The sequence below is a fragment of the Pseudomonas sp. IT-P100 genome (genome assembly GCF_949767185.1).
Taxonomy (GTDB): domain Bacteria; phylum Pseudomonadota; class Gammaproteobacteria; order Pseudomonadales; family Pseudomonadaceae; genus Aquipseudomonas; species Aquipseudomonas fluorescens_B.
This window is the reverse complement of sequence record NZ_CATKQK010000044.1, coordinates 310,406-335,660: the sequence shown is the minus strand read 5'-3', so window position 1 is coordinate 335,660 and position 25,255 is coordinate 310,406. Positions and strand designations below refer to the sequence as shown.

The 25,255-nt window shown below is 59.8% G+C and carries 22 protein-coding genes and 1 riboswitch; of the genes, 7 read left to right on the top strand and 15 right to left on the bottom strand.

All coding sequences use genetic code 11. The annotated features are described in order from the left end of the window. Window positions 1–101 precede the first annotated feature (101 nt). The 3 genes from cpdA to ACM6IQ_RS23735 form a co-directional block, all read right to left on the bottom strand. Window positions 102–917: a 3',5'-cyclic-AMP phosphodiesterase gene (gene cpdA, locus ACM6IQ_RS23745; protein WP_031318314.1), complete on the bottom strand. Its 816-nt coding sequence runs from the start codon at window positions 915–917 to the stop codon at window positions 102–104. 103 nt (window positions 918–1,020) lie between these two features. After that, window positions 1,021–1,473 (bottom strand): DUF1249 domain-containing protein, encoded by a 453-nt coding sequence (locus ACM6IQ_RS23740; RefSeq protein ID WP_017336229.1) that lies wholly within the window; start codon window positions 1,471–1,473, stop codon window positions 1,021–1,023. Continuing rightward, window positions 1,464–2,081 carry an NUDIX domain-containing protein gene (locus ACM6IQ_RS23735; protein WP_017336228.1) on the bottom strand — a complete coding sequence of 206 codons (618 nt, stop codon included), beginning with the start codon at window positions 2,079–2,081 and terminating at the stop codon, window positions 1,464–1,466. Before ACM6IQ_RS23735 ends, ACM6IQ_RS23740 begins: the two co-directional genes overlap by 10 nt. Before the next feature lie 206 nt (window positions 2,082–2,287). On the opposite strand from ACM6IQ_RS23735, the gene ACM6IQ_RS23730 reads away from it, so the two are divergent. Continuing rightward, window positions 2,288–3,034, top strand: a complete 747-nt coding sequence (locus tag ACM6IQ_RS23730; RefSeq protein WP_414879985.1) for an RsiV family protein — start codon at window positions 2,288–2,290, stop codon at window positions 3,032–3,034. On the opposite strand, the gene cytX is transcribed toward ACM6IQ_RS23730, so the two are convergent. Both cytX and thiC read right to left on the bottom strand, forming a co-directional pair. Further along, a complete protein-coding gene (gene cytX, locus ACM6IQ_RS23725) occupies window positions 3,003–4,295 on the bottom strand; it encodes a putative hydroxymethylpyrimidine transporter CytX (protein WP_017336226.1) in 1,293 nt (430 codons plus the stop codon). The genes ACM6IQ_RS23730 and cytX overlap by 32 nt on opposite strands. A gap of 152 nt (window positions 4,296–4,447) precedes the next feature. After that, entirely contained in the window at window positions 4,448–6,337 is a 1,890-nt protein-coding gene (gene thiC / locus ACM6IQ_RS23720; RefSeq protein WP_150712245.1) for a phosphomethylpyrimidine synthase ThiC, read from the bottom strand. A 168-nt stretch (window positions 6,338–6,505) separates the two neighbouring features. After that, window positions 6,506–6,611: riboswitch (TPP riboswitch) on the bottom strand. 192 nt (window positions 6,612–6,803) lie between these two features. Here thiC and ACM6IQ_RS23715 point away from each other — a divergent pair. Continuing rightward, window positions 6,804–8,237 carry a TolC family outer membrane protein gene (locus tag ACM6IQ_RS23715; protein ID WP_414879984.1) on the top strand — a complete coding sequence of 478 codons (1,434 nt, stop codon included), beginning with the start codon at window positions 6,804–6,806 and terminating at the stop codon, window positions 8,235–8,237. Window positions 8,238–8,411: 174 nt separating this feature from the next. On the opposite strand, the gene waaA is transcribed toward ACM6IQ_RS23715, so the two are convergent. Continuing rightward, window positions 8,412–9,692: a lipid IV(A) 3-deoxy-D-manno-octulosonic acid transferase gene (gene waaA / locus ACM6IQ_RS23710; protein WP_017336223.1), complete on the bottom strand. Its 1,281-nt coding sequence runs from the start codon at window positions 9,690–9,692 to the stop codon at window positions 8,412–8,414. Window positions 9,693–9,703: 11 nt separating this feature from the next. Beyond that, on the bottom strand, window positions 9,704–10,606 hold the full coding sequence (locus tag ACM6IQ_RS23705; RefSeq protein WP_017336222.1) for a LysR family transcriptional regulator: 903 nt from the start codon (window positions 10,604–10,606) through the stop codon (window positions 9,704–9,706). 102 nt (window positions 10,607–10,708) lie between these two features. Here ACM6IQ_RS23705 and ACM6IQ_RS23700 point away from each other — a divergent pair, with 102 nt between their 5' ends. The 4 genes from ACM6IQ_RS23700 (at window position 10,709) to ACM6IQ_RS23685 (ending at window position 14,098) form a co-directional block, all read left to right on the top strand. Further along, complete coding sequence (locus tag ACM6IQ_RS23700; RefSeq protein WP_008027887.1) at window positions 10,709–11,041, top strand: DMT family transporter; 333 nt, start codon at window positions 10,709–10,711, stop codon at window positions 11,039–11,041. Window positions 11,042–11,113: 72 nt separating this feature from the next. After that, window positions 11,114–12,289: an NAD(P)/FAD-dependent oxidoreductase gene (locus ACM6IQ_RS23695; RefSeq protein WP_414879983.1), complete on the top strand. Its 1,176-nt coding sequence runs from the start codon at window positions 11,114–11,116 to the stop codon at window positions 12,287–12,289. Continuing rightward, on the top strand, window positions 12,286–13,098 hold the full coding sequence (locus ACM6IQ_RS23690) for an aldo/keto reductase (protein ID WP_017336220.1): 813 nt from the start codon (window positions 12,286–12,288) through the stop codon (window positions 13,096–13,098). The genes ACM6IQ_RS23695 and ACM6IQ_RS23690 overlap by 4 nt, the downstream gene beginning before the upstream one ends. 34 nt (window positions 13,099–13,132) lie before the next feature. Next, a complete protein-coding gene (locus tag ACM6IQ_RS23685; RefSeq protein WP_017336219.1) occupies window positions 13,133–14,098 on the top strand; it encodes a hypothetical protein in 966 nt (321 codons plus the stop codon). A 12-nt stretch (window positions 14,099–14,110) separates the two neighbouring features. On the opposite strand, the gene ACM6IQ_RS23680 is transcribed toward ACM6IQ_RS23685, so the two are convergent. From ACM6IQ_RS23680 to msbA, 5 genes are all read right to left on the bottom strand, one after another. Beyond that, a complete protein-coding gene (locus ACM6IQ_RS23680; RefSeq protein ID WP_414879982.1) occupies window positions 14,111–14,917 on the bottom strand; it encodes a hypothetical protein in 807 nt (268 codons plus the stop codon). Window positions 14,918–14,968: 51 nt separating this feature from the next. Continuing rightward, window positions 14,969–15,673, bottom strand: coding sequence for a hypothetical protein (locus tag ACM6IQ_RS23675; RefSeq protein ID WP_031318311.1), 705 nt, complete (start codon window positions 15,671–15,673; stop codon window positions 14,969–14,971). 2 nt (window positions 15,674–15,675) lie between these two features. Then, on the bottom strand, window positions 15,676–16,650 hold the full coding sequence (locus tag ACM6IQ_RS23670) for a glycosyltransferase (protein ID WP_017336216.1): 975 nt from the start codon (window positions 16,648–16,650) through the stop codon (window positions 15,676–15,678). Window positions 16,651–16,777: 127 nt separating this feature from the next. Further along, window positions 16,778–18,199, bottom strand: coding sequence for a bifunctional D-glycero-beta-D-manno-heptose-7-phosphate kinase/D-glycero-beta-D-manno-heptose 1-phosphate adenylyltransferase HldE (gene hldE, locus ACM6IQ_RS23665; RefSeq protein WP_017336215.1), 1,422 nt, complete (start codon window positions 18,197–18,199; stop codon window positions 16,778–16,780). A gap of 176 nt (window positions 18,200–18,375) precedes the next feature. Further along, window positions 18,376–20,178 (bottom strand): lipid A export permease/ATP-binding protein MsbA, encoded by a 1,803-nt coding sequence (gene msbA / locus ACM6IQ_RS23660; RefSeq protein WP_414879981.1) that lies wholly within the window; start codon window positions 20,176–20,178, stop codon window positions 18,376–18,378. Between the two features lie 154 nt (window positions 20,179–20,332). On the opposite strand from msbA, the gene ACM6IQ_RS23655 reads away from it, so the two are divergent. Further along, window positions 20,333–22,195 (top strand): bifunctional O-antigen ligase/aminoglycoside phosphotransferase family protein, encoded by a 1,863-nt coding sequence (locus ACM6IQ_RS23655; RefSeq protein ID WP_017336213.1) that lies wholly within the window; start codon window positions 20,333–20,335, stop codon window positions 22,193–22,195. A gap of 94 nt (window positions 22,196–22,289) precedes the next feature. Here ACM6IQ_RS23655 and ACM6IQ_RS23650 read toward each other — a convergent pair whose 3' ends face one another. From ACM6IQ_RS23650 to ACM6IQ_RS23640, 3 genes are read right to left on the bottom strand one after another with little or no spacing between them, the layout of a single operon-like run. Further along, window positions 22,290–23,174, bottom strand: coding sequence for a glycosyltransferase (locus ACM6IQ_RS23650; protein WP_414879980.1), 885 nt, complete (start codon window positions 23,172–23,174; stop codon window positions 22,290–22,292). After that, complete coding sequence (locus ACM6IQ_RS23645; RefSeq protein WP_017336211.1) at window positions 23,171–24,325, bottom strand: glycosyltransferase family 4 protein; 1,155 nt, start codon at window positions 24,323–24,325, stop codon at window positions 23,171–23,173. The genes ACM6IQ_RS23650 and ACM6IQ_RS23645 overlap by 4 nt, the downstream gene beginning before the upstream one ends. Then, on the bottom strand, window positions 24,322–25,206 hold the full coding sequence (locus ACM6IQ_RS23640) for a DUF6625 family protein (protein ID WP_017336210.1): 885 nt from the start codon (window positions 25,204–25,206) through the stop codon (window positions 24,322–24,324). Before ACM6IQ_RS23640 ends, ACM6IQ_RS23645 begins: the two co-directional genes overlap by 4 nt. Window positions 25,207–25,255 lie beyond the last annotated feature (49 nt).

Sequence of the window (25,255 nt, the reverse complement as noted above, 5' to 3'; positions counted from 1 at the left end):
CGTCTGAGCGGACGCCATCGACGGCAGGCTGGCTCCCACAGGGATTTGTGCACGACGCAGAGTAGGAGCCAGCCGTCTGGCGATGGCAGCACCGCAGATATTCAGTAGCCGTTGGAGCCATAATCGACCGTGAAATCAAAGCCAGTTACACGCTCCACGCCGGTTTCAATCTGCCCATCCGGCAACAGCCGCAACCATCGATATCCCGGCGCCTGCTCCCCCACCTTGAAATCCTCGCTCCCCGGCTCGAACTGAATGCAGGTAGAAGGCGAGGCGAACAGGCGTACGCCATTACGATCCTGATCAATTTCCTGGTGCACATGCCCCCACAAGACAGCGCGCACCTGCGGGAACCGATCCAGCACCGCGAACAACGCCTCTGGATTGCGCAACCCGATCGGCTCCATCCACGCACACCCGATCGGCACCGGATGATGATGGAAACACACCAGATGATGCCGCTCGGGCGCCTCGCTCAACGAGCGGGCCAGCAGTTGCAGTTGCTCATCCTGCAGATACCCCGGCACCGAACCGGGCACCGCGGAATCAAGCAAGGTGACGCGCCAATTACCGATATCCACCATTGGTTCCAGTAAAGCGCTGTGAGTCGCGGCTTCGGCCATGATCTGCGGTTCATCGTGATTGCCAGGAATCCAGCGCGCCGGTGCATCGAGCTGTCGGGTCAGGTCGCGAAACTGCTGGTACGACTCCAGCGTCCCGTCCTGGGAAAGGTCGCCACTGGCGATGATCAGATTGATCTGCGGCTGTTGCAGCCTGACCAGCTCGATGACCTTTTGCAGGCTGTCGCGCGTATTCATGCCCAGCAACGTACCGTCGGGCTCGGCAAACAGATGGCTGTCGGACAGTTGCACCAGCAACGCCGGATCGGCGGTGGTCAATGTGGATACGCTCGGCAAGGCGATCTCCCAGGGCTGAATCACGGGATGATGAAGTGCCGCAATTATGCTGGGGGATGGTCAAAAGAGGAAACGCGCGAACCTGACGCAGTTCACAACAACGTCAACGAACGACTTCGTACTCGTGCCCCAGCGCCAGGCAATGGCTCAGCCACTCCCCCAGAAACATGTTCAGCTGGGCCTTTTCGTCCGGCTGATGCATCGCGGCGTTCGGGTAAGGATAGATGCCGCGAAAGCGTCGCGCATGTTCGGCGCTGACCACTTCGGCCATGCAGGCGTCGTGATAGACCTGCACTTCCAGTTGCGGCACCGGCAACCACGGCAGGCTGTGCTCCTGGCGCACCTGCAGGGTGGTGGTATACGGACAGACCTGCAGTACTTCCAGCGCCAGCACGCCGAGCATCTGCTCGCCATGGGTCACGGCAATGCGCCGCGCCGCCGGTTCGTTGCGCATGTCCGGCAACAGTCGCATCAGGCGCGCGTAGTTGGCCTCGCAAGAGGCTTGCAGCCCCACGAGGTCGACCCTGTAACGATCGCGCAGCTTGTTTACGACCATAGCCCCCTCACTTCAACGCGATTCAAAGCCAGCCACTGCAAGGCAATGATGCTTGGCGCGTTGGCAATACGTCCGTCGCGTACGGCTTGCAGCGCGTCTTCGAACGCCCAGACCGAAACGCGGATATCTTCTGCTTCTTCCTCCAGCCCATGCAGGCCGCCGACCCCGGTTGTCTCGCAACGCCCCAGGTACAAATGCACGAATTCATTGCTGCCGCCCGGCGATGGAAAATATTTGGTCATCGGCCACAGCGCCCCGAATACAAGCCCAGCTTCCTCCTGCGCTTCGCGGTGAGCAACCTCTTCCGGCACTTCATCCTTGTCGATCAGACCGGCGACCAGCTCGATCAGCCACGGGTTATCGGTCTTGCCCATGGCACCGACGCGAAACTGCTCGATCAGCACCACTTCGTCACGCTGCGGGTCGTAAGGCAGCACGCAGACGGCATCGTGGCGAACAAACACTTCACGATTGATTTCGCGGCTCATGCCACCGGCGAACAACTCGTGGCGCAAGTGCACACGATCAAGCTTGTAAAAGCCCTCGTAGCACTTTTCGCGCCGGACGATATCGACGGCGGTCGGAATGGCGTTGGCAAAATCAGTCATGACTATCCTCGTATGTGCAGCGAGGCTCCTGCCTCGACTTCGCGCCATCCTAACGCGCCCGTGACGTTTGATGCAGCCCCTTTCCCGTCAGCGGGATAGACGGTGAGGGCGAAACCAACTCTAATTAGCTTAGTGGCGAACTGACTGCTTCGTTGAGAGTCGAAGCGGTTAACTTTTCGCCTTTCCCTGTTTTATGAAGGACGCCCATGTCGCTTTTTAAAATCGCCTCCGTGGCCGCAATCGCCCTGACCCTGGGCGCTTGCCAGAGTCTGTTCCAGCCCAACTACCGGGCGCCGCTGGAAACCACCCGCGACGCGACCGAAACGCTGAAACCGGGCTGCACCACACCCGAGTGCCCGCTGGTAAACATTGATACGCTGCGCTTTCCCGCCGAGCCTCAGCTTGACGGCATCGTCGAAAAACGCCTGCTGCAAATGACCCGCACCTCACCCGACGCCCCCGCGGCACCGACGCTGGCGGCTTATCGCGATGAGTTTTTGCGCACTGCCGGCCCACGCTACAGCAGTTACCTGCAAGCGAAAGTACGTGAGCAGCATGACGGCTTGGTGATCGTTGAGTTTTCCAGCTACCTGGACACCGGCGGTGCGCATGGCACGCCGGGTCGCAGTTTCATCAACTATTCGCGCCAGCAGCATAAAGTGCTGACCTTGTCCGACATGTTGGTGCCGGGGCAGGAAGAAGCATTCTGGAAAGCGGCGCAGGTGGCGCACAACAGCTGGCTGATCAGCACCAAGCTCGATCAGGAGCCGGAGTTCGTGAAGCAGTGGCCGTTCCAGAAAACCCAGAACGTGGCGCTGACCTACGGCGGGGTGATCCTCAAGTACGAAGTGAGCACCATCGCGCCTTACGCGCTGGGCCACGTCGAACTGAAGATCCCCTACCCGCGCCTGAACGGCATTCTCAAGCCCGAGCTGTTTCCCGGCCGTAACTGAAGGCCCGGCCCAGCACCAGCTGCAGCAGCCCTGCCAGAATCAACGACGGCAGGGTTGCGCCGATGTCCGGATACAGATTGGCCAGCAAGTGATAGGTGCTCACCCCGCCCAACCAGGCGAGCAACGCCGGCCAGCGCAATGCAGCTGACGCCACACGAGCACTGCGTTTGCGCAAGATGAAGTGATCCACCAGCACCACGCCGAACAGCGGCGCAAACACCGAACCGATCAACAACAGGAAGTTCTGGTACTGAGCCAACGGCGCCAGCAAGGCGATCAGGGTGCAGACCACACCAATGGCCAACGCCAAGTGCTCGACTTTCAAGCGCAACAGAATCCCGCTGGAGACGGCCGCCGAATGAATGTCGGCAAACGCATTTTCCGACTCATCGAGCAGAATCAGCAGCAGCGGAATCCCCAGGCCCGCACCCGCCAGGGCCAACAGCAAGGCGTTCACTTCACCGCTCGGCGCGAACGCCAGGGTGTAGGCCACGCCCAGGCTCATCAGCCAGAAATTACCAATAAAGAAGCCGATCGCCGTACCGCCGAAAACGTTCTTCGCCCGCTTGCCGAAACGCGAGTAGTCGGCAATCAGCGGCAGCCACGACAGCGGCATCGCGATAGCAATGTCGAAGCCCACCGCGAACGGCATCGAACCGTCACCAGCCTGCGCCCACAACGCGGCCAGGTCGGCCTTGGCGAACAGGTTCCAGGTCAGCCAGATACACGCCGCCAGTAACAGCCAGATGCCCCACTTGCGCAGTATCTGCCGCACGAAGGTCAACGGACCGCTGACAGCCAGCAAAGTCGCCAAGGCACCGAAGAACAACGTCCAGAGCAGCGGACTGGTGAACAGACTGCCTTCGCTGAACGCACGGGCGCCAAGCAGGCTGGCAGCGTCGCGCATCACGATGATTTCGAACGAGCCCCAACCGATCAGTTGCAGCAGGTTCAGCACCGCGGGCAGGCTCGCGCCACGCTTGCCGAGGCTGAGTTTGAGCGCGGCCATCGACGACAGGCCGGTGTCACTGCCGATCACGCCGACAGCGGCGAGCAGCAGAACGCCGACCAGCGTGCCGAGGAAGATCGCCAACAGCGAACCGGACAGGCCAAGACCTGGCGCGAGCAATGCGCCGGTCTGCAAAACCATCAGGCCGATGCCGAGGGAAAACCACAGGGAAAACAGATCGCGTCCGCCGAAGACACGCTTGTCGGTCGGCACCGCGATGTCAGGGGAATAAGTGCTGGGTTGAATGCTCAAGGGGTGTTATCTCAGAGGGACATTTGTTGTTGTGTGGATCGCTATCGCCAGCAGGCTGGCTCCCACAGGGGACTTGTGAACACCTCAAATCCAGTGTGGGAGCCAGCCTGCTGGCGATGGGGCCCTTACAGGCCCCACCTTTTCAGGTCAGGTCAAACCTTCTTGTACAGCTGACTGCCTTCCTGCTTGAACCGCTCGGCCTGTTCCGCCAATCCCTGGGCGACTTCGGCATCGATGGTTTCGATCCGCTGGTTGGCCGCGTACTCACGGACTTCCTGGGTGATTTTCATCGAGCAGAATTTTGGCCCGCACATCGAACAGAAATGCGCGACCTTGGCCGAATCCTTCGGCAGGGTTTCATCGTGATACGAACGGGCGGTGTCCGGATCCAGGCCCAGGTTAAACTGGTCTTCCCAACGGAATTCGAAGCGCGCCTTGCTCAAGGCATTGTCGCGAATCTGCGCGCCCGGATGTCCCTTCGCCAGATCGGCAGCATGCGCGGCGATCTTGTAGGTGATGATCCCGGTCTTCACGTCATCCTTGTTCGGCAGGCCCAAGTGCTCCTTCGGCGTCACGTAGCAGAGCATGGCGCAACCGAACCAGCCGATCATGGCCGCACCGATACCCGAGGTGATGTGGTCGTAGCCCGGCGCAATGTCGGTGGTCAGAGGACCGAGGGTATAGAAAGGCGCCTCGTCGCAGCACTCGAGCTGTTTGTCCATGTTCTCTTTGATCAACTGCATCGGCACGTGGCCGGGGCCTTCGATCATGCATTGCACGTCGTGCTTCCATGCAATCTTGGTCAGCTCGCCGAGGGTTTCCAGCTCACCGAATTGCGCAGCGTCGTTGGCGTCGGCAATCGAGCCCGGACGCAGGCCGTCGCCCAGCGAGAAGCTGACGTCGTAGGCCTTCATGATTTCGCAGATGTCTTCGAAATGAGTGTAGAGGAAGTTCTCTTTATGGTGCGCCAGGCACCACTTGGCCATGATCGAACCGCCACGGGAAACGATGCCGGTCACGCGCTTGGCGGTCAGCGGCACGTAGCGCAGCAACACGCCGGCGTGGATGGTGAAGTAGTCGACGCCCTGCTCGGCCTGTTCGATCAGCGTGTCGCGGAACAGCTCCCAGGTCAGGTCTTCGGCAGCGCCGCCGACTTTTTCCAGGGCCTGGTAGATCGGCACGGTACCGATCGGCACCGGCGAGTTGCGGATGATCCACTCGCGGGTTTCGTGAATGTGCTTGCCGGTGGACAGGTCCATGACCGTGTCCGAACCCCAGCGAATGCCCCAGGTCAGTTTCGCCACTTCTTCTTCGATGGACGAACCCAAGGCGCTGTTGCCGATGTTGCCGTTGATCTTCACCAGGAAGTTACGGCCGATGATCATCGGTTCCAGTTCGGTGTGGTTGATGTTGGCCGGAATGATTGCGCGACCGCGGGCGATCTCGTCACGGACGAATTCGGGGGTGATGATTTTCGGTACGCTGGCGCCGAAGCTGTGACCGGCGTGTTGCTGGTCCAGCAACCCGGCGGCACGGGCCACTTCGAGCTTCATGTTCTCGCGGATGGCGACGTATTCCATCTCGGCGGTGATGATGCCTTTGCGCGCGTAGTGCATCTGGCTGACGTTGGCCCCGGCCTTGGCGCGGCGCGGGTTGTTGACGTGGGCGAAACGCAGCTTGGTCAGCTCGGCATCGGCGAGGCGTTCCTGGCCGAAGTTGGAACTCAAGCCAGGCAGCCGCTCGGTGTCGCCACGGGATTCGATCCACGGCGAACGCACATCGGCCAGGCCTTTGCGCACATCGATGATGACGTTGGGATCGGTGTACGGGCCCGAGGTGTCGTACACCACCACCGGCGCGTTGATCTCGCCGCCGAAGTCGGTCGGGGTCACGTCGAGGCTGATTTCGCGCATCGGCACGAGGATGTCCGGACGAGAGCCCTGGACATAGATTTTTTGCGAGCGGGTAAACGGCTGAACCGATTGTTGATCGACTTGGGCCGAGTCACTCAGGTTCGTAGTGTTTTTTAATTTTATCGTCATCACGGGCTCTCCAGACAGCTTCCAGGCAGTGGAATTTTGTCGGAGCGAACCTGTAACGAATGGACGCGACCAATCAGCCATGACATCGCTGTTGGTGCTGTGCTCAGTGCTCGAGGGGTGTTCGATTGTCGAACAACATCCCGGACGAAGCACAAGAGGACTCGCCGGGTGACGAGAAATCTTGTTCCCTACGCAGGCGCTAACCTGATCAGGTTCAACGGGATCCGAAATTATTCGATCTCAGCCTCATAGCAAGGCACCCCGACAAGAACCCGGCCAGTCTAGACACAAGTGGCAAAGAACGCCAACACCGCTGTAAACACCATGATGAATGGCGCAATTACAGGATTGTTGCGGAACGAGCGTGCAACTACACTCGCATCGGCCATGCAGCGCATTGACGCTACGTGGCCTGCGCCGTACCTTTGGCGCTCAAATTATCAGCGTAATTTTTAGGGATGGCCGCATGCTGCGCAAACTTTCACTGGCCCTTGCCGTGTCTTGTGCTTCCAATGGAATGGCCTGGGCAGCAGAAGCGCCCTTATCGACCAATACCGATCTGGTCAGCGTCTACCAGGAAGCGGTGGACAACAACGCCGACCTGGCCGCCGCCCGCGCCCAGTACGGCGCCCAGAAAGAAGTCGTGCCCCAGGCCCGCGCCGGCCTGCTGCCGAATATCTCCGGCGGCGCCCAGGTGGCCAACGTGCGCACCGACATCGATCAACCGGCGGCCATCGCCAACCGCAGCGCCAACTCCTATCAGGCGACATTGGCTCAGCCGTTGTTTCGTGCCGATCGCTGGTTCCAGTATCAGGCCGCCAAGGACGTCAATGAGCAGGCAGCCCTGCAACTCTCGGCGACCGAGCAAAACCTGATTCTGCAAACCGCTGAAAACTACTTCAACGTGCTGCGCAGCCAGGACACCCTGGCCTCGACCAAGGCTGAAGAAGCGGCATTCAAGCGCCAGCTCGACCAGTCCAACGAGCGCTTCGATGTCGGCCTGTCGGACAAGACCGACGTGCTGCAATCGCAAGCCAGTTACGACACGGCACGGGCCAACCGGATCGTTGCCCAGCGCCAGGTGGATGATGCATTTGAAGCGTTGATCACCCTGACCAACCGTCAGTACAACTCGATCCAGGGCATCGTCCACACCTTGCCGATCCTGCCGCCGGCCCCGAATGACGCCAAGGCCTGGGTCGACACCGCTGCCAAACAGAACCTGAATCTGCTGGCCAGCAACTACGCGGTCAGCGCTGCCGAAGAAACCCTGAAGCAGCGCAAGGCTGGCCACGCGCCCACGGTGGATGCGGTGGCCAAGTATGAGAAAGGCGACAACGACGCCTTCGGTTTCAGCAACCCGAATGCCTTCCGCCAGTCTTATGGCGGCCCCGTCGAGCAGCGCACGCTGGCCCTGCAACTGAACATCCCGATCTACAGCGGCGGGCTGACCAGTTCGCAGGTGCGCGAGTCGTACTCGCGCCTGGGCCAGACTGAACAACAGCGTGAAGGCCTGCGTCGGCAAGTGGTGGAAAACACCCGCAACCTGCACCGCGCGGTGAACACCGATGTGGAACAGGTACAGGCGCGCAAACAGTCGATCATCTCCAACCAGAGCGCAGTGGAAGCGACCGAAATCGGTTATCAGGTGGGCACGCGAAACATCGTTGATGTGCTCGATGCCCAGCGTCAGCTGTACACCTCGGTGCGCAATTACAACAACACCCGCTACGACTACATCCTCGACAACCTGCGCCTGAAGCAGGCCGCCGGTACGTTGAACCCGGGGGATTTGCAGGATCTGAAGCGCTATCTCAAGGCCGACTACAACCCGGACAAGGACTTCCTGCCACCGGATCTGGCCAAGGCTGCGGCAGAGCAGCTCAAAGCCCGGCCCTGAGGGAGCGTTGCGGCAGGGCTAACCTGTGGCGAGGGAACTTGCTCCCGCCGGGCTGCGAAGTGGCCCCAAACCCTGAGCACGCGGTCTGTCAGATAGACCGCAACGGCTGATTTCACGACTGCTTCACAGTCGAGCGGGAGCAAGCTCCCTCGCCACACTATTTCAGTGACAGACTCAGGGCTTGTCGATCAACCGCCCCAACCCCTCCAGCAACCGCTGCAACGCGCCCTGATTGGTGCGCATCACCTTCAACCCCGCCTGCGCCATCCGCTGCGCATCGCGCGGCAATTCGAACAGTCGCTGCACGGCCAGGGCCAGCCCTTCGGCATCCTCCACCTCCTGCAACGCGCCGGCGCTGCGCAACTGCGCGGCGATCTCGAGGAAGTTGAACAGGTGTGGCCCACTGAGCACCGGTTTCGCCAGGGCGGCGGGCTCCAGCAGGTTATGGCCACCGTTCGGCACCAGACTGCCGCCGACAAACGCGCTATCAGCCAAGGCATAAAGAAACAGCAACTCGCCCATGGTGTCGCCAAGCAACACCGAAGTCCCTGCGGTCACCGGCTCGCCGGTGGAACGACGGACCGTGGCGAAACCCTGCTGCTTGCACAAGTCGAACACCGAGTTGAATCGCTCCGGGTGACGCGGCACCAGAATCAGCAACGCATCGGGATGACCGGCCAGCAACTGCCGATGCGCCGCCAGCACCACTTCGTCTTCACCGTCGTGAGTACTGGCGGCGATCCACACCGGACGCTCCTGAGCCTGCCATTGCCCGCGGAGCTCAGCGGCGCGCAGGAGCAATTGCGGATCAATGGTCAGGTCGAACTTGATCGAGCCGGTCACTTCAACGGTTTCTGCACGGGCGCCCAACTCACGGAAGCGCTGGGCTTCGGCTTCGGTCTGCACCGCGAACAGACTCATCTCGGCGAGCATCGGCTGGGTCAGCTTGCCGAAACGGCCATAGCCTTTGGCCGAACGCTCGGATAGTCGTGCATTGGCCAGAGCGACGGGAATCCCGCGTTTGGCGCATTGATGGATATGGTTGGGCCAGAGTTCGGTTTCCATGATCACCGCCAGTGTTGGCCGGACCCGGTCCAGAAATCGCGCCGCTGCGCACGGCAAGTCGTAAGGCAAATAACAGTGCTGGATGCGCGGCTCGCTGGCGAACATCGCCTGGATGCGTTCGGAGCCGGTCGGGGTCATGCAGGTCACGGTGATCGGCAGCGCCGGATAGCGTTGCAGCAACGCGCGAATCATCGGCGCTGCGGCAATGCTTTCGCCCACCGACACCGCGTGTACCCAGATGCCGCCCGGCTTCATCGCTGGCAACCCGAGGGAGAAACGCTCGCCGATGCGTTTGGCATACGCCGGCGCCTTGCGCGAGCGCAACCATAGCCGAATCGCTACCAGTGGCAGCCCCAGGTAAAACAGCGCGGTGTAGAGAGTTCTATTCATGGCGGCGGAGTTTATCGGCTTTTCTCGCCGATCGCCTGCAAGTGCACGGCAAAACGTTCCGCCAGCCAGCGAGCCGCCGGGCCAAGGGGTTCGTCGCGCCGCCAGACCAATTCCACCACCAGCGCCGGCGGTGTCCATTCGCTGACCAGTTCGACCATCAAATTCTGATACGCCGGGTATTGCACCACGTGTCGCGGCAGCCAGGCCCAGCCGAGGCCCCGCACCAGCCATTCGGCCATCACGTAGAAGCTGTCGGCCCGCCAGACTTGCGGGCTGGCCGGCTCGCTGCCGGGGTAGACACTGGACTGCGTGGACATCAGCAGCTGTCGATGCTGCGCCAGTTCCTGACAGTTCACGGCAGCGTTCGCCGCCAACGGATGCCCGACGCCACAGACCGTAACCATTTCAACGCTGCCCAGCACGCGCCGCTCAAGCGCTTCGGGAATCTGGTCGTGATAAAACAGCAACCCCAGATCGGCCCGACGCTCCACCAGTTTGCGCGCCACATCACCCTGGGCCGCGCTGGTCAATTGCACTTCAAGGCTGGGAAATTGCTCGCCCAGTGCTTCGAAGCTTTCGATGATCGGCTGGTAGGGCATCGCCTCATCCTGAGCCACCCGCAGACGAGCCTCCTGCCCGCGCATCATCGCCAGCGCCCGACCGTTGAGTCGCTCGCACTGGCGCAGCACTTCCCGCGCCTCCTCCAGCAAGGCACTGCCGGCTTCGGTGAGTTTTGGCTGACGGCCGCTGCTGCGGTCGAACAGGCTCACACCCAAGTCCTCCTCCAGCAGCGCAATCGAGCTGCTGACCGCCGACTGCGCCTTGCGCTGATCCCGTGCGACGGCGGAAAACGATCGCTGCTCCGCTACGCTGACAAACAGCCGTAGCTGCTCCAGATTCCATTGCGTGTTCATGATCAACCCATCGCCATAACAGATAGGTAATGACTTTACCGCATCTGGAGAATCACTAAAATGCCGACCTCAGAAAGCAACACTTCACATGAGGATGCACCCATGACCGCTTACTACTACCTGGCCATTGCCATCTGCGCCGAAGTGATTGCCACTGTTTCGATGAAAGCGGTCAAAGGCTTCAGCACGCCGCTGCCGCTGATTCTGGTGATCGTCGGCTACGGCATCGCCTTCTGGATGCTGACGCTGGTCGTGCGCAGCGTTCCGGTGGGTGTGGCATACGCGGTGTGGGCCGGCATGGGGATCGTGATGGTCAGCGTTGCAGCGCTGTTTATTTACGGGCAGAAGCTGGATGTGCCGGCTATGTTGGGCATGGCGTTGATTGTGCTGGGTGTCGTCGTGATCCAGCTCTTCTCCAAAACCGCTGGGCATTGACGAAGGCTGCGATCTTTTTTCCCGTCCTAGCTCTGTATACTGCGCCCTCGTCTTGAACACTGAGGTCGCTGCATGCCATCCGTTATTTCCACCGACGTTTTGATTGTCGGCGCTGGTGTCGCCGGCCTCTGGCTGAATGCGCGTTTGCGCCGCCAGGGTTTTTCGACCGTGCTGGTGGAAAGCGCCAGCCTTGGCGGCGGGCAGAGTGTGAAGTCCCAGGGGATCATCCATGGCGGCGCCAAATACGCGCTGCATGGTGCCCTGACCGGCGCTTCGGAAGCCATCGCCGACATGCCCCGTCGCTGGCGTGAAGCCTTGGCCGGCGACGGCGAACTGGACCTGTCCGGTGTGCGCCTGCTGTCCGAAGCCCACTACCTGTGGTCTCCCGGCACGATCGCCGGCAACCTCACCAGTTTCTTCGCCAGCAAAGCCGTGCGTGGCCGCGTCGACCAGGTCAAGGGCGACCAACTGCCGCCGGCCCTGCAGGACAAGCGCTTCAAGGGCAAGGTCTACCGCCTGGCGGAGTTGGTGATCGACGTGCCGAGCCTGGTCCAGCGCCTGGCCGATCTGGCGGGCGATGGCTTGCTCGCCGGTCAGAACATCGAACCGCTGCTGGACGGTGACGTCCTGGTGGGCCTGAAGGTCGACGGGCGCGAGATCCGCGCCCAGCGCATCGTCTTGAGCGCCGGAGCCGGCACGGCGGCGCTGCTTGAAGCGCTGGGCCTGAGCCAGCCCGCCATGCAACGCCGACCGTTGCACATGATCATCGTCAAAGGCCCGAGCCTCAAACCGCTGTACGCCCACTGCCTGGGCGGCGGCACCAAACCGCGCATCACCGTCACCACGCACCCGGCCGCCGATGGCCAATGGGTCTGGTACCTGGGTGGCGACATTGCCGAAGCCGAAGGTGTTGCACGCGAACCTGCCGAGCAGATTGCCACCGCGCAGAAAGAACTCGGCCAGTTGCTGCCATGGATCGACTTGAGCACCGCGCACTGGGCGACCTTGCGCGTGGACCGCGCCGAGCCGCTGCAATCGGGCCTGACCCGTCCGGACAACGCCTTCCTTGCCGAAGAAGGCCGCTTGCTGGTCGGCTGGCCTACCAAACTGGCGCTGGCGCCGGACTTCGCCGACCGCGTGATCAACGCCTTGCAACGTGACGGCATCCAGCCAGGCCATCCGGCGCCGCTGCCCGAATTGCCGAAACCGCCGATGGGCGTCCCGGCCTGGGAGCAACTGCTGCCATGAGCCAACCCACCCTGCACGATGTGCATCGTCCACTGGGCAGCACCGGCCTGATGGTTTCGCCGCTGGGTCTGGGCACGGTCAAACTCGGCCGCGATCAAGGCGTGAAATACCCCAATGGCTTTCAGATTCCCGGCGATGACGAAGCGCGCATGTTGCTCAAACTCGCGCGCGATCTGGGCATCAACCTGATCGACACCGCCCCCGCCTATGGCCGCAGCGAAGAACGGCTCGGCCCGTTGCTGCGGGGGCAGCGCCAGGATTGGGTGATCGTCAGCAAGGTCGGCGAGGAATTTGCCGACGGTCTGTCCCGTCATGATTTCAGCGCTGCGCATACTCGCCTGTCGGTGGAACGCAGCCTGCAACGCCTGGAAACGGATTTTATCGATCTGGTGCTGGTGCATTCCGACGGCAACGACCTGGCGATCCTCAACGACAGCGAAGTCTATACGACCCTCGCCGCGCTCAAGGCCGAAGGCAAGATTCGCGGCTATGGTTTCTCCGGCAAAACCGTCGAAGGCGGTTTGAAGGCTCTGGAGCAAGGTGATTGCGCGATGGTCACCTACAATCTGAACGATCAGAACGAGAAGCCGGTCATTGACTATGCTGCTGCACACGGCAAAGCCATCCTGGTCAAGAAAGCCCTGGCCAGCGGTCATGTCTGCCTGAGCCCGGGTGTAGACCCGGTGCGCGCCAGCTTCGAGTTGTTGTTTGAACATCCGGGTGTCGCCAGTGCTATTGTCGGGACCATCAATCCGCTGCACCTCGCCCACAACGTCGCGACCGTTGCCCAGGTCCTACGTAGCAACTGATGCCGCCCCTCGCGGCCTTAAAGCAGGAGCCGACATGCCGCGTACGCTCATTAGAAAGAATCCGAGCAACTTCAAGACCCTGCCGTTATTCGTCGAAGCGACTCCCGAAGGCTTGAACTACCAGAGCGTCGGGATGCCGCTCAATTTTTCCCAGACCCTGCAGCGTCGCCGCCCGGTGACGGTGGCTGACAACGAGCGGTTCGCGCTGGAGCTGGCCAACCTCGGGGTCTCGGTGCGCCTGACCCTGCATTGGCAGAATCGCGATTACTGGGTGCTGGTACGCCAGCGTCGGCAGGATCGTGGCGACGTGGTGCTCAAACTGATCTCCGGTTACGTACCGGCCCACGAGCTGAACCTGCCCCTGCACACGGCGATTCAGGAGATAGCCGAAGAGTGCCTGCTGGAAACTCCGGAAGGCTGGCTCGGTGGACGTTTCAACGACACCTGGCTGCCAGCGCCCTACTCGTCTGCGCTGCACTATCGCGAGGCCTTGCCCTTTCGCCTCACCCCGTTTTCCGGCTCGGCGCGGCCGGTGCGTTGCGCCAACATGCAACTGATCGAGCGTCCGCGGGCTTACGTGCACCTGCCGACAGCGTCGCTGCAATTGATCTATGACTTGCGCCTGGATGTGCCCAGGGAAGCCAAGTCCCTGAGCCTGTTTCATGTCGACGAACGACTGGAAGGCGACCAACTGGTGGCCCGCCTGGATCGCAAACGTCCGGATCTGTACTTGATGCCTCTGGAAGATGGCGTCCCGCGCCCCGAGTTGTACACGCTCAAGCGCGACAAACTTATACCCGCCAGTACCCGTGGACTGTATCTGGCGGAGAGCTTTGCCATCCAGGAAGGCTGGACAGTGCGCGAGGAGCGTATTCGCTGGAAGGACTGGGTTGCACAACAAGGGCTGGAAGCACCCAAAGCCCCGCGACGGGGACTGAAGAAACTGAGCGTCAAGGCCTTGCGCCTGGTGCGGTTGGTACAGGGAAGCTTGCGCAAATAAATCAGGTTCGATCTAACCGGCTCGTTGTTTGTCCATGAAGGTGCGTAACCGCGCAAAAAAATGGAAATAGCGATTCTCGCGCTTGCCCATGCCGCGCTTGGGAGAGAACGACTCTTCGGCAAAGGCGCCGTTGATACGAACACGCGACGCCTGGGTCTCCAGGGTGCAGATCTTCGCCCCTGCCTGTTGCAGTGCAAATTTGAGCAGCCGCTCGGAGTGCAACTTCCTTCCCGTCACTTTACTGAAATCAAACATGCGCTCGATCCTTTTGCCGTACGCGACGTAGGTGTCGCGACCACAAATGGCAAAACGATCATTCAGCCCGCCCCACCACTGCCAGTCGGGAATGTAGGTATTACGTCGCCGGGCTTCTGCGTGCTTGAACACATAAGCGGGAAGCGGTGTATGAAAGAAAATGTCCGGCCGCACGTAGACGACGAAATCAGGATTGAAAGACTCCATCATGGTCGTAACGGTGTGCAGCGAATTGAGTTGATAGATCAGGTTTCTGAGTGAGGCGTAGTCATCAGCCCAGGTATCGCCCAGCGCTTTCACTTGTTCAAAGTTCCAGCGCGCCAGCACACCCTCGGTCGAGGTCAGTTGCCCGGTCATGGTTTCGAAGGGCTCGTAGTTGTCAGCCTTCAGCTCACCTTGCTCGCCCGAACGGGAGTTCTGCACTTCGTCGATCTTGTACAGGTGATAAAAGCATTTTACGTTGCTGTCGGAAGGAAGCAGCGCCAGGACGTTTTCTTGAATGGAAGGAAAGCAGATCTGCGAATTTCTCGGGATACCAAAAAAAGCCACCGCAATATTCAACACTACAGCACCCCTTGAAAAATAATCAGGCCCCTGTGGGCAACCGGCGACAAATCATCCGCGATCAAACAGCTTCTGCCACCAACGTCGACGCCGCAGAGGTATCACGATAACGTCTGAGTTTTTCAGCCAGTCACGCTCATAATCCCAGGCATGCCCGCCCCAGCGTTTACCCGCCTCGTCGGAAAAACCTAACGTCATGAGCTGATAGTCATACCCTGCCTGCCCGCGCAGCCAGTCGAACAGCACCAGCGCATTGAAACCGGTGGTGGGTCCGACATAGCGTTTACCGCCCGGGCGATCGACCGGGTAGTTCCACAATGCCGGCAACGGGATACGCTCCCAATAGAGCGCCACCTGTGGCAAGGGACACATGGCCCCGGTGCAACCGACTAGCATCGTGAAACACCGCGCGTCGGCCTGCCGGAAAAGCCGCTGCACTTCAGGCCCGTAAGGAAGACCAAAAAAATAGGCGTCCGGCGAATTGAAACCATGAACGAAGAGATTAACGCTTTGTGGGGAAAGCAGCGGCGCCAGGACACACTTGTTGAAGCTGACGACGACATCGTCGGCGCCGATGTTCAGCGCCTGGAAATCGTCCCGGGTAATCGCTGGATTGTTGGCAACCAGCAGAACCCGCGGCGCCCTGCGCAGACACTCCTTCAGTTCCTGCGGCAGCCCGCCCGGAACAGACTGATGACCACCGGGCAATGCGTCCAGCGCCATTGGCTCATCGGCTTGGGACGGAGGATTTTCCATGGTTACTCTGGAACCTGCATACCGTAACGCAGCTTTACCCACAGGCGAGTCAACAATGAAGGTGGCTGCCAGGGACGCATTTCACGCTGAATCTCGGCAGCGAGCGTGCGCCCCACCCGAGCAAAGGAATACTGGCTCTCGGCGAATGCCTGCCCGTTACTGGCGATACGAGCCGTCAGCAACGGGTCGCTCTGCAGCAGCTGGAGTTTTTCCACGGCCTCATCTTCAGAGCGATAGAAAACCGTGTTGTGCATGTCCTGGAAACCCAGCAATTGGTCTTCTTCGCCCTGACTCCAGGCCAGCAATACACAGCCACACGCCATTGCTTCAAAGTTCTTGATCATGAATTCATTCATGCCGATATCGGCACTCACGAAAATCTTGATGCGATTGAGCATTTCCAGATACTCAGCGCCTGATTTGGTGCGGCCCACCAACATGCCGGTACGCCGGGAAAGGGACTCCAGAAGCGCCCTGCGCTGCGCGTATTCAGTACTTTTCAGACTGCCCAGAAAAGCCACCGGGATGTCCCGGACACTGTTGGTGTTGTGCAGCATTTGTTCGTCATATCCCTTCGAAACGAACACTGCATCAATGTTTTCAGCTTGCATCCGACGCGCTACGACAGCGCCGGAAACCAGCGCGCGAGAGCTGGGCAAACGACTGTAAAGACGCGAGTAAACCCGAAGGTATTTACTCGCGGGCATGTAATTCTGATAAGCGTCATGTTCGAGAAACACCAGGCCCGGAATACATTTCAGGACCCTTAGTTGCGGGACGAGGCGCTTGACCCTGGAAAAAATCACGATCCGGTCGAATGTCTGGTAGTTGACTGTCGCGAGAAACGAACCAAGTTTCAGCTGCTGCTTTTTGCTCAGGCGATAGACAACACACTCGTCGCAGTTCTGCTGCACGATTTCATACAGTCGATCCAGAATGACGCGCTGCTCGTCCATTACCAGGAGCATCACTTTCATAAATCTTTTACCACAAGACAAAAGCGGGTAAGAGCATTGGGTTAATTCCGGCCAACATCGTCTGGGACGGTTATATCCTCACGATAAAACCCGTTCACACACTGTGTGAAACGGAGTCTAGATCTCATCAATGACTTCGAATCTTCTCGACAATCGCTGTCGTCGAGCTGTTTTCCACCAATCCCAGCACCTTCACAGTACCACCGTAGGCCGTCACGATGTCGGCACCGACCACTTGATCGATCCCGTAATCGCCCCCCTTCACCAGCACGTCCGGCTTGACCTCGCGCAGCAGGTTTTCAGGAGTGCCTTCAGGGAAGCTGATCACCCAATCCACCGCGCCCAGCCCCGCCAGCACAGCCATGCGACGGTCAACGCTGTTGATCGGACGTCCCGGCCCTTTCAGACGGCTTACCGATGCATCGTCGTTGACCGCAACGATCAAGCGATCCCCTTGGGCCCGTGCCTGCTCGAGGTAGGTCACATGACCGGCATGCAGGATGTCGAAACAACCGTTAGTGAAGACGATTTTCTCTTTGTGCGCACGCGCATCGTCTACCGCCAGCAGTAACTGCTCCAGACCCAATACACCGCGCTCGGAACCTTCCTCACGCTGGATGGCACGCCGCAGCTCCGGAGCGCTGATGGCCGCCGTACCGAGCTTGCCGACCACGATGCCCGCCGCCAGGTTGGCCAACGCCACTGCGTGGGGCAATTCTTCGCCAGCGGCGATCGCGGCCGCCAGGGTGGAAATCACCGTGTCGCCGGCACCGGTCACGTCGAACACTTCCCGCGCGCGCGCGGGCAAGTGCAACGCGGGATGATCCGGACGCAGCAGGGTCATGCCGTGTTCACCACGAGTCACCAGCAACGCGCCAAGGTCCAGGTCGTGCATCAGTTGCGCGCCCTTGCTCACCAGTTCGTGCTCATCGGCGCAACCGCCGACGATCGTTTCGAATTCGCTGAGGTTCGGGGTAATCAGGCTCGCCCCCCGGTAGATCGAGAAATCCTTGCCCTTGGGATCGGCCAGCACCGGAATGCCACGGGCACGGGCGGCCTGGATCAGTACCTGATGATTTTTCAGCGCGCCTTTGCCGTAGTCGGACAACACCAGCACCTTGATGCCTTCAAGCAACTCGTCAACTTGCTCGCCCAGCGCCAGGGCGTCGGTAGCAAAGGGTTCTTCGAAGTCGATACGCAGCAACTGCTGGTGTCGACTCATGACCCGCAACTTGACGATGGTCGGCTGGTGCGCAATACGCTGGAACAATGCGCGCACACCAGCACCCTTGAGGCTGTTGGCCAGGCTGTCGGCAGCTTCGTCGTCGCCGGTCACACCGACCAGCGAGGCCGGTGCGCCAAGCGCGGCAATGTTCAGGGCAACGTTAGCGGCACCGCCCGGGCGGTCCTCGATTTGCTCGACCTTGACCACCGGTACCGGCGCCTCAGGGGAAATCCGTGAGGTACCACCATGCCAATAACGGTCGAGCATGACATCGCCGACCACCAAGACAGGGGCTTGATCGAATCGCGGCATGGACAACTTCATGGAGCATCCCACATACAAAATGAACAAGGGCGGGATATTAGCACAGGGTTGGCGCAGGGCTTGCGCATGGCATGAACGAGGGTGCCAAAAGCAAAAAAATCGCAGCCTGTAAACGTTCTAAAACGACAGACTGCGACTCTTTTCAGTCGTTCACGACGAACGAACGTCGACAGGAATCAGGCGATATCTTCAGCCGGGGCATCAAGCCCCATGGCATTCAGGCGGGCGTAATAACCATTTTGCGCCAACAGTTCGGCGTGCGTGCCGCGCTCGACGATCCGGCCCTGATCCATGACCAGGATCAGGTCGGCTTTTTCGATGGTCGACAGACGGTGAGCAATCACCAGGGTCGTGCGGCCTTTCATCACTTGATCCAGGGCCGCCTGAATATGCCGTTCCGATTCGGTGTCCAGTGCCGAGGTGGCTTCGTCGAGAATCAGCAAAGGCGCGTTCTTCAACAGGGCCCGGGCAATCGCCAGACGCTGGCGCTGGCCACCGGAAAGCAATACGCCGTTCTCGCCGACCTGAGTGTCCAGGCCTTCGGGCAGTTGTGCGATGAAGTCCATCGCATAAGCGTCTTTCGCCGCTTTTACGATGTCTTCACGGGGCGCACCGGCCAGATCGCCGTACGCGATGTTGTTGGCCACGGTATCGCTGAACAACGTCACGTGCTGGGTGACCTGGGCGATGTGCTTGCGCAGGTTCAGCAGTTTGTACTGTTCCACCTCGACGCCATCGATCAGGATTTCGCCCTTGTCGTGGTGATAGAAACGCGGAATCAGGTTGGCCAGGGTCGACTTGCCGCTGCCAGACCGCCCGACCAGCGCCACCATTTGCCCGGGCTCGACCGAGAAACTGATGTCGTCGAGTACCTGACGCTCGGTGCCAGGATAGGTGAAGCTCAGATGCCGCACATCCAGGCGTCCGGTCACCGCATCGCGTTCGACGGTACCGGTATCGACTTCCGGCTCAACGTCCAGTTGTTCGAAGATGCTTTCGGCGCCCGCCACGCCTTTTTGAATGGTCGAGCTGACTTCGGACAATTGACGGATCGGCTTGGGCAGCAGGCCCGCCAGGGTGATGTAGGCCACCATGTCACCGGCGGACGCATCGCCACGCAGAAAAAGGACCAGGAACATCAGCACGGCCATGGCGCTGTAGATCACCAACTGCAGCAGCGGCGTGTAGATAGCGCCGGTGCGGGTCATGCGCAATTGCTTGTCGGTGTTGCCCTGGCTGGCATTGAAGAAACGCTTCTGTTCGTAGACTTCGCCGCCGAAGCTGCGCACCACACGATAACCCTGGATGGTTTCCGACGCCACGTGCGTCACGTCGCCCATGGCCGCCTGGATCTTCTTGCTCTGCTTGCGGAATTTCTTGCTCGCGGTACGGACCATCAACGCGATCAGCGGCAGGATCGCGACCATGACCAGAGTCAGGCGCCAGTTCATGAACAGCAGCGAGGCAAACAGGAAGATTACCGTCATGCCTTCACGGATTACGACCTTGATCGCATCTGTGGCCGCCCCGGTGACCATGGTCACGTTAAAGGTGATACGGGAAATCAGGTGACCGGAGTTATGCTTGTCAAAGTATCGGTTGGGCAGGACCAGCAGGTTATTGAACAACTCAACCCGCAGGTCGTGGACCAGCCCGAGAGAAACCTTGGCCAGGAAGTAGTTGCCCAGATAAGATCCCAACCCCTGCCAGGCGGCGATCAAAATGATCAGCAACGGCACGGCTTGCAGCAGTTGCAGGTCGCGCAGGTAGGGGACACTGGGAAAGAGCACCGCTTCGGGATTGGACAGGCCATCGACGAAGTACTTGAGGATGTAGCCGAGCATTGGCTGCGTCGAAGCGAAAATCAGAAAACCGACGATGCTGATCAGGAACAGGCCGATGTACGGCCGGACATAACCGAGCAGACGGAAGTAGATTTTCAAGCTCGAGGGGCTTGCGGAGAGACTGGAGTCGGCCATATCACGCGAATGTCGATAAAAAGGACGCTGACTTTAGCACAGCTTCCCCAGGGTTCTGGCAATCCCATAAAGGCTGTTATTGTTAGTCGGCGCAAACAGTATCATATAGCCACCATCGGAATGGCCGATCAACTTCAGGATTGAATTTCTCAACATGCGACTCAGTGGTTTCAACAGTACGTCCAATCGAGTCTTCGATTTCATTTGCCTGTGGATACTTCCACTGGGCTATCTTTTACTTCTGTGTTCGCTGTTTTTCCTGCCGGACCGCAGTCTGCTTCACAAGCTCTACTATGGTTTGTTCAGCATTCCAGCGCTGATGGCGCTTTGCCTGCGACCACGCGAGCTCAAAGAGTTGCTGCGCGAGCCGATCTTCATTGCGATGCTGCTGTTCGCCGGGTGGGCGCTGTTGAGTCTGTGCTGGAGCCCGGGCGATGAAGGGTTTTCCGGCAAGTTCAAGCCACCGCTCCACACGCTGATGCTGTTCGTCGGGTGCTACCTGCTGGTGCGCTATCGCAACGATATCGTCCAGCCCCTGCTGTTCAGCGCCGCCATGGTCGGTCTGGTTGCGTCGGTCTACAACCTGTACGTGTTTGCCCACATCTATGAGCCGGGCCAACGCCTGATTGGTGGCGGCGCATTCGACAATCCATTGTTGAGCTCGCACTTGTTCGGCTTCTTCTGCGCCTATTGGCTGAGCCTGAGCATGACCTGCAAGCGCCCGCAGATACTCTGGTTGAGTGTCCCGGCAATGGTGATCATGTTCATTGCGGTGATCGCTACCGGCTCCCGGACACCGCTGGTGGCACTGACACTGGCGGCGTTGTGGCTGAGTTTCATCTGCTGGAATCGACGGTCAATCGTATTACTGGGCATCATGCTCGTCGGCGGAGCGTCGGTGATTGCATTTTTTTCGAACATGATTTTCGGACGAGGCGACTCCTACCGTTTCGAAATCTGGCAGATGGTCCTGCAAAAAATCGCCGAACACCCCTGGATCGGTCATGGCTACGACGCCAGCCTGAACGTCGATCCGGGCCTGGGCTACACGCTGGCAGAACCCCACAGCTTCGCTTTGGGGGTTCTTTACTACGTCGGTATTTTCGGCTTTATCCCATGGCTGTTCTTCCAGGCCTGGGGCCTGCTGAGCAGCTGGCGCCATCGCGTGCAACCGCTGTTCATCATCGCCTCCACCTGGCTGGTGTTCGGTATCGGTGCGGGCCTGACCGAAGGCGGCGGGATCATTTCACGCCCCAAGGAACACTGGTTCCTGTTGTGGATTCCTCTGGCACTGATCGCCGCGCTGAGTATCAACCAACGCGCTGGTCGCCTGCTGGCCGTTTCGATCAAGAGACTGACGCAACCGGCCCTGCAAGCGTTGACCACCCACGCACGGGTGATTGAAGAAGATGGCCTGGGGCCGAAGGTCCTGCGCTTGGCCGATGACAGCTTCCTCAAGTTGTTCCGACCTCGTCGCTGGTACACTTCGGGCAGTTTCAACGCCTACTCCGAACGCTTTGCCGTCAATAGCGAGCGACTGCGCAACATGGGATTCCCGACGCCGCAGATCCTCGACCTGTACCGCCTGGACGATGGCGGCAGTGCCGTGCACTACACCCCCCTGCCGGGAAATACCCTGCGCCAGGTCCTGCAAGCAATCACGGCTCCGGACGTGCGTCAGGCGCTGGTGGAACGCTTCGGCAAGTTCATGGCGCAGTTGCATGAGCAAGGGGTGTATTTCCGCTCCCTGCATCTGGGTAATGTGCTGGTGCTGGAGGACGGCGAGTTCGGTCTGATCGACGTGGCGGACCTGCGCATCTACCCTTCGTCACTGAGCCTGTCTTTGCGTCAGCGCAACCTGCGTCATATGCAGCGATACACCGTCGATCGACGCTGGTTGTTCGAGGATCATTTCCAGGCATTGCTGCAAGGGTATGCCGTGACAGCATCGAAATCTGCGGTGGACACCCTGCACAAACAAGTGCTGGCTGCGAGCTCACCCGCCCAGGTTCACTGATTAGCAACGCGCAACGAAAAAGAGCAGCCTCGGCTGCTCTTTTTGTTTGGCCAGTCCTGGCACACCGGACTGCGGCCCGGATTCAGCCAATGGCTCAATCCTTTTCCAGAGGCGAGAAATACAAGCGCCCCAGACCACGCCAGGTCTTCTTGTTCCACGCCTTGAACGGAATCTGCGCCAGCAGCTCACGCGCCAGTTTTCGGTCTCGATTGGCAGTCTTCAGGAACATCGAACTGAGAAACTTGTAGCGCACGTGATCGTACAGCGGGTGATCGCTGAACAAGGCATAGGTGCGCAGAATGTTGTCGATCATGAAACGGTGATTCTTGTAGGAATTGGTGGCGTGCTTGCGATAGCGCGCCATCAGCACGTTCAAACCATCAATGAAGTAGCCGGCATGGGTCACCTTCAGTTCGATCAGCAAATCTTCCAGGCGAATGTTCGGATCGAACCCGCCGACCTTGTCCAGCGCTTCGCGGCGGATCATCAGGGTCGGTGCCGGCGGATAGGGCTTGCGCTCGAGGAACATGTCATCGAAGTCCAGGCGGCGGAACGGCACATCGCGGCGCTGGCGCGACTCCGGGTACGCAATGCCGTCAGCGTCCATCAGCTCGATATTGCCGGCGCAGATGCCGACCTCGGGCTTGCCATCCATGTGCGCGACTTGCGTGGCGATGCGCTCGGGCAACATGATGTCATCGGAACCGAAGGGCACGATCAGACTGCCCTTTGCGCGCGCAATCGCACCGTTGAGGGTATTGGTCAGCCCCTGATTCAGCTGAACACGGAAATCAAAACCGTGTTGCGCCTGCAAGGCGTTGATCCGCTCGACACTGTCATCGCTGGAACCATCATCGACCACCAGCAGCTCGATGTTCGAATAGGTCTGGTTGAGGACGCTGAGAATGCTCTCCTCAATATAACGACCGTGGTTATACGACGCGATGATGACCGTGACGATGGGTTGTGCGTCGCTCATGATTGTTCCTTGCGGGCCTTGCTCAAGCCGGAGTCGATCAGGTTCAGGTATTCCTGGCGGAACACCTCGATATCGTGCTGTTCCTGGAGATAACGGTAGGCTTGTTCGCCCTTGGCCTTGAGCGCGTCATCCGGTAGCTCGAGGTAAGTATCCAGTGCCGCGACCAGACTCGGCACATCCTTCGGCGTAATCGCCAGACCGCCCGCGCCCTGAATCAACGGCAGCATCGCCGGTACGTTGGAGGCGATCACCGGAAGGTGACCGCTCATGCCTTCGAGCAATGCCAGCCCGAGACCTTCGGCCAGCGATGGCATGGTCCAGATGTCAAAGGCGCGAACGTACTGCAAGGCGTTTTCCTTGAAGCCCAGCAGGTGCGCACGTCCGCTCAGGCCCAGACGCTCGATCTCGGCGGCCAGGCGCGACTCTTCGCGGCCGGCACCGATGATCGCCAAATGAGTATTCGGGTATTTGTCCTTGAGTGCCGCAAACGCCTGCAACAGGTAAGTGTGCCCCTTGACCGGCACCAACCGGCCCAATGCGCCGATCAGTCGCACCGACGGATCAATCCCGAGCAGTTCACGGGCGCGCTCGCGGCTGTGTTGCAAGCCTTCGGCCTGTTCGATGTCGATCGCATTGGTAATGGCGTAGGTATTCTGGTCGGTGAAACCGCAGTCACAGTCCAGCAGGTACTGTTTGACCGCCGGCGACACACCGACAAATCGCCAGTGACGATCGATCAGACGCTGGGTCTGGCGACGTCGGTAGAATCGGTCGTACTCACCAAAGCCATGGGAGATGCCGATGCACAATGGCACTTTCAACCAGCGGTTGAGCGTCAGCATCATGTTGACCGGCTTGAAGCGGTTGCAGATCACCACATCGAATTTTTCTTTACGGCAAAACTGATACAGCCGCCACATGGCGCGCAGGCGCATGCCCTTGAGCGACTTGTCGGAAAACTCAAAATAAACGGAACGCGCGGCACGGCTCACGGCCTCGCCCGGCCCGGGCTTGCCGCGCAGAAACGCCGCGGTCACCTCATAGCGATCGCCCGGCAAAGCCTTGACGATCTGCTCTGCCAGGTCGGCAAAGTCATGGGCTTTGACATTGTAGTCAGGCTGCAACTGCAGAACCTTTGACCGTTGACTCATAACTCTCCCCGGTGAAAACCAGTCGCGTCGATGACCCAGGCGGGTTCAGCGGCGAGGCGCTTGATCTCCGCCGGATCGGGTTGAGGCAACCGTGGCCACTCGTTGCGTTTCCAGCAAACGAAATGGAAATACGGAAACCGGCGATCGCCATCGCGATCATTGGTCAGATGGCCATCGCGCCAAAACCATTGGTGCGGGAAATTATCGGTCCCGTCATGCCACTTGATGCAACCACCGGGCGTACTGAATGCCTCGGTGAATTCACTGCGTCGACGCCACGGGTTGAACTTGCCGACCAGCTTGAACAAGGGCTGGGGGAAATTCTTGCGCCAGAGAAAGATCCGACTGAATGCACCTTCGTCGATCGCATGATGTTTCTGATCGGTGAAACGCGCTTCCCAGTCCTTGATCTGCCTGAACAACTCACGCTTGCGGGGGGTGTTCCTGATCAGGCAAAGATGCCCGGCCACTCGCCGCTCGTGAGTGGAGTACAGGTCGTACGAAGCGAGGCGATCTGCGGTGAAGTAGCTGCGCAAGTCGCCGTACACCAGGTCAATGTCGCCGAAGGCCCAGAAATCATAGCCCTCCAGGCGGTCGGCATGAATCAGTCCGAACGCAGGCCTGATGTCGCACAGTTTGTAAGCCTGGGTCGGCGCAAAATCGATACCCAGCCGCTGGGACACCAATCCACAGTAATCGCTGAACATCATGCATTCGATGGTCACGTTGGGCGGCAGATTCTCGGGAACCCCGCAGTCGGTGAAGAACAGCCAGTCGATGTCCGGATTGCGACGGCAGCTCTCCAGAAAAAACGGCATCCAGAAGGGCCAGCTGCCGAAATAAGGCATCAGAAACAAAATACGCGGGCATGGATTAATCACGGATAACTCGCTGTCAATGCTGGGAACGCCACCATGCTAGGCAGAGTTC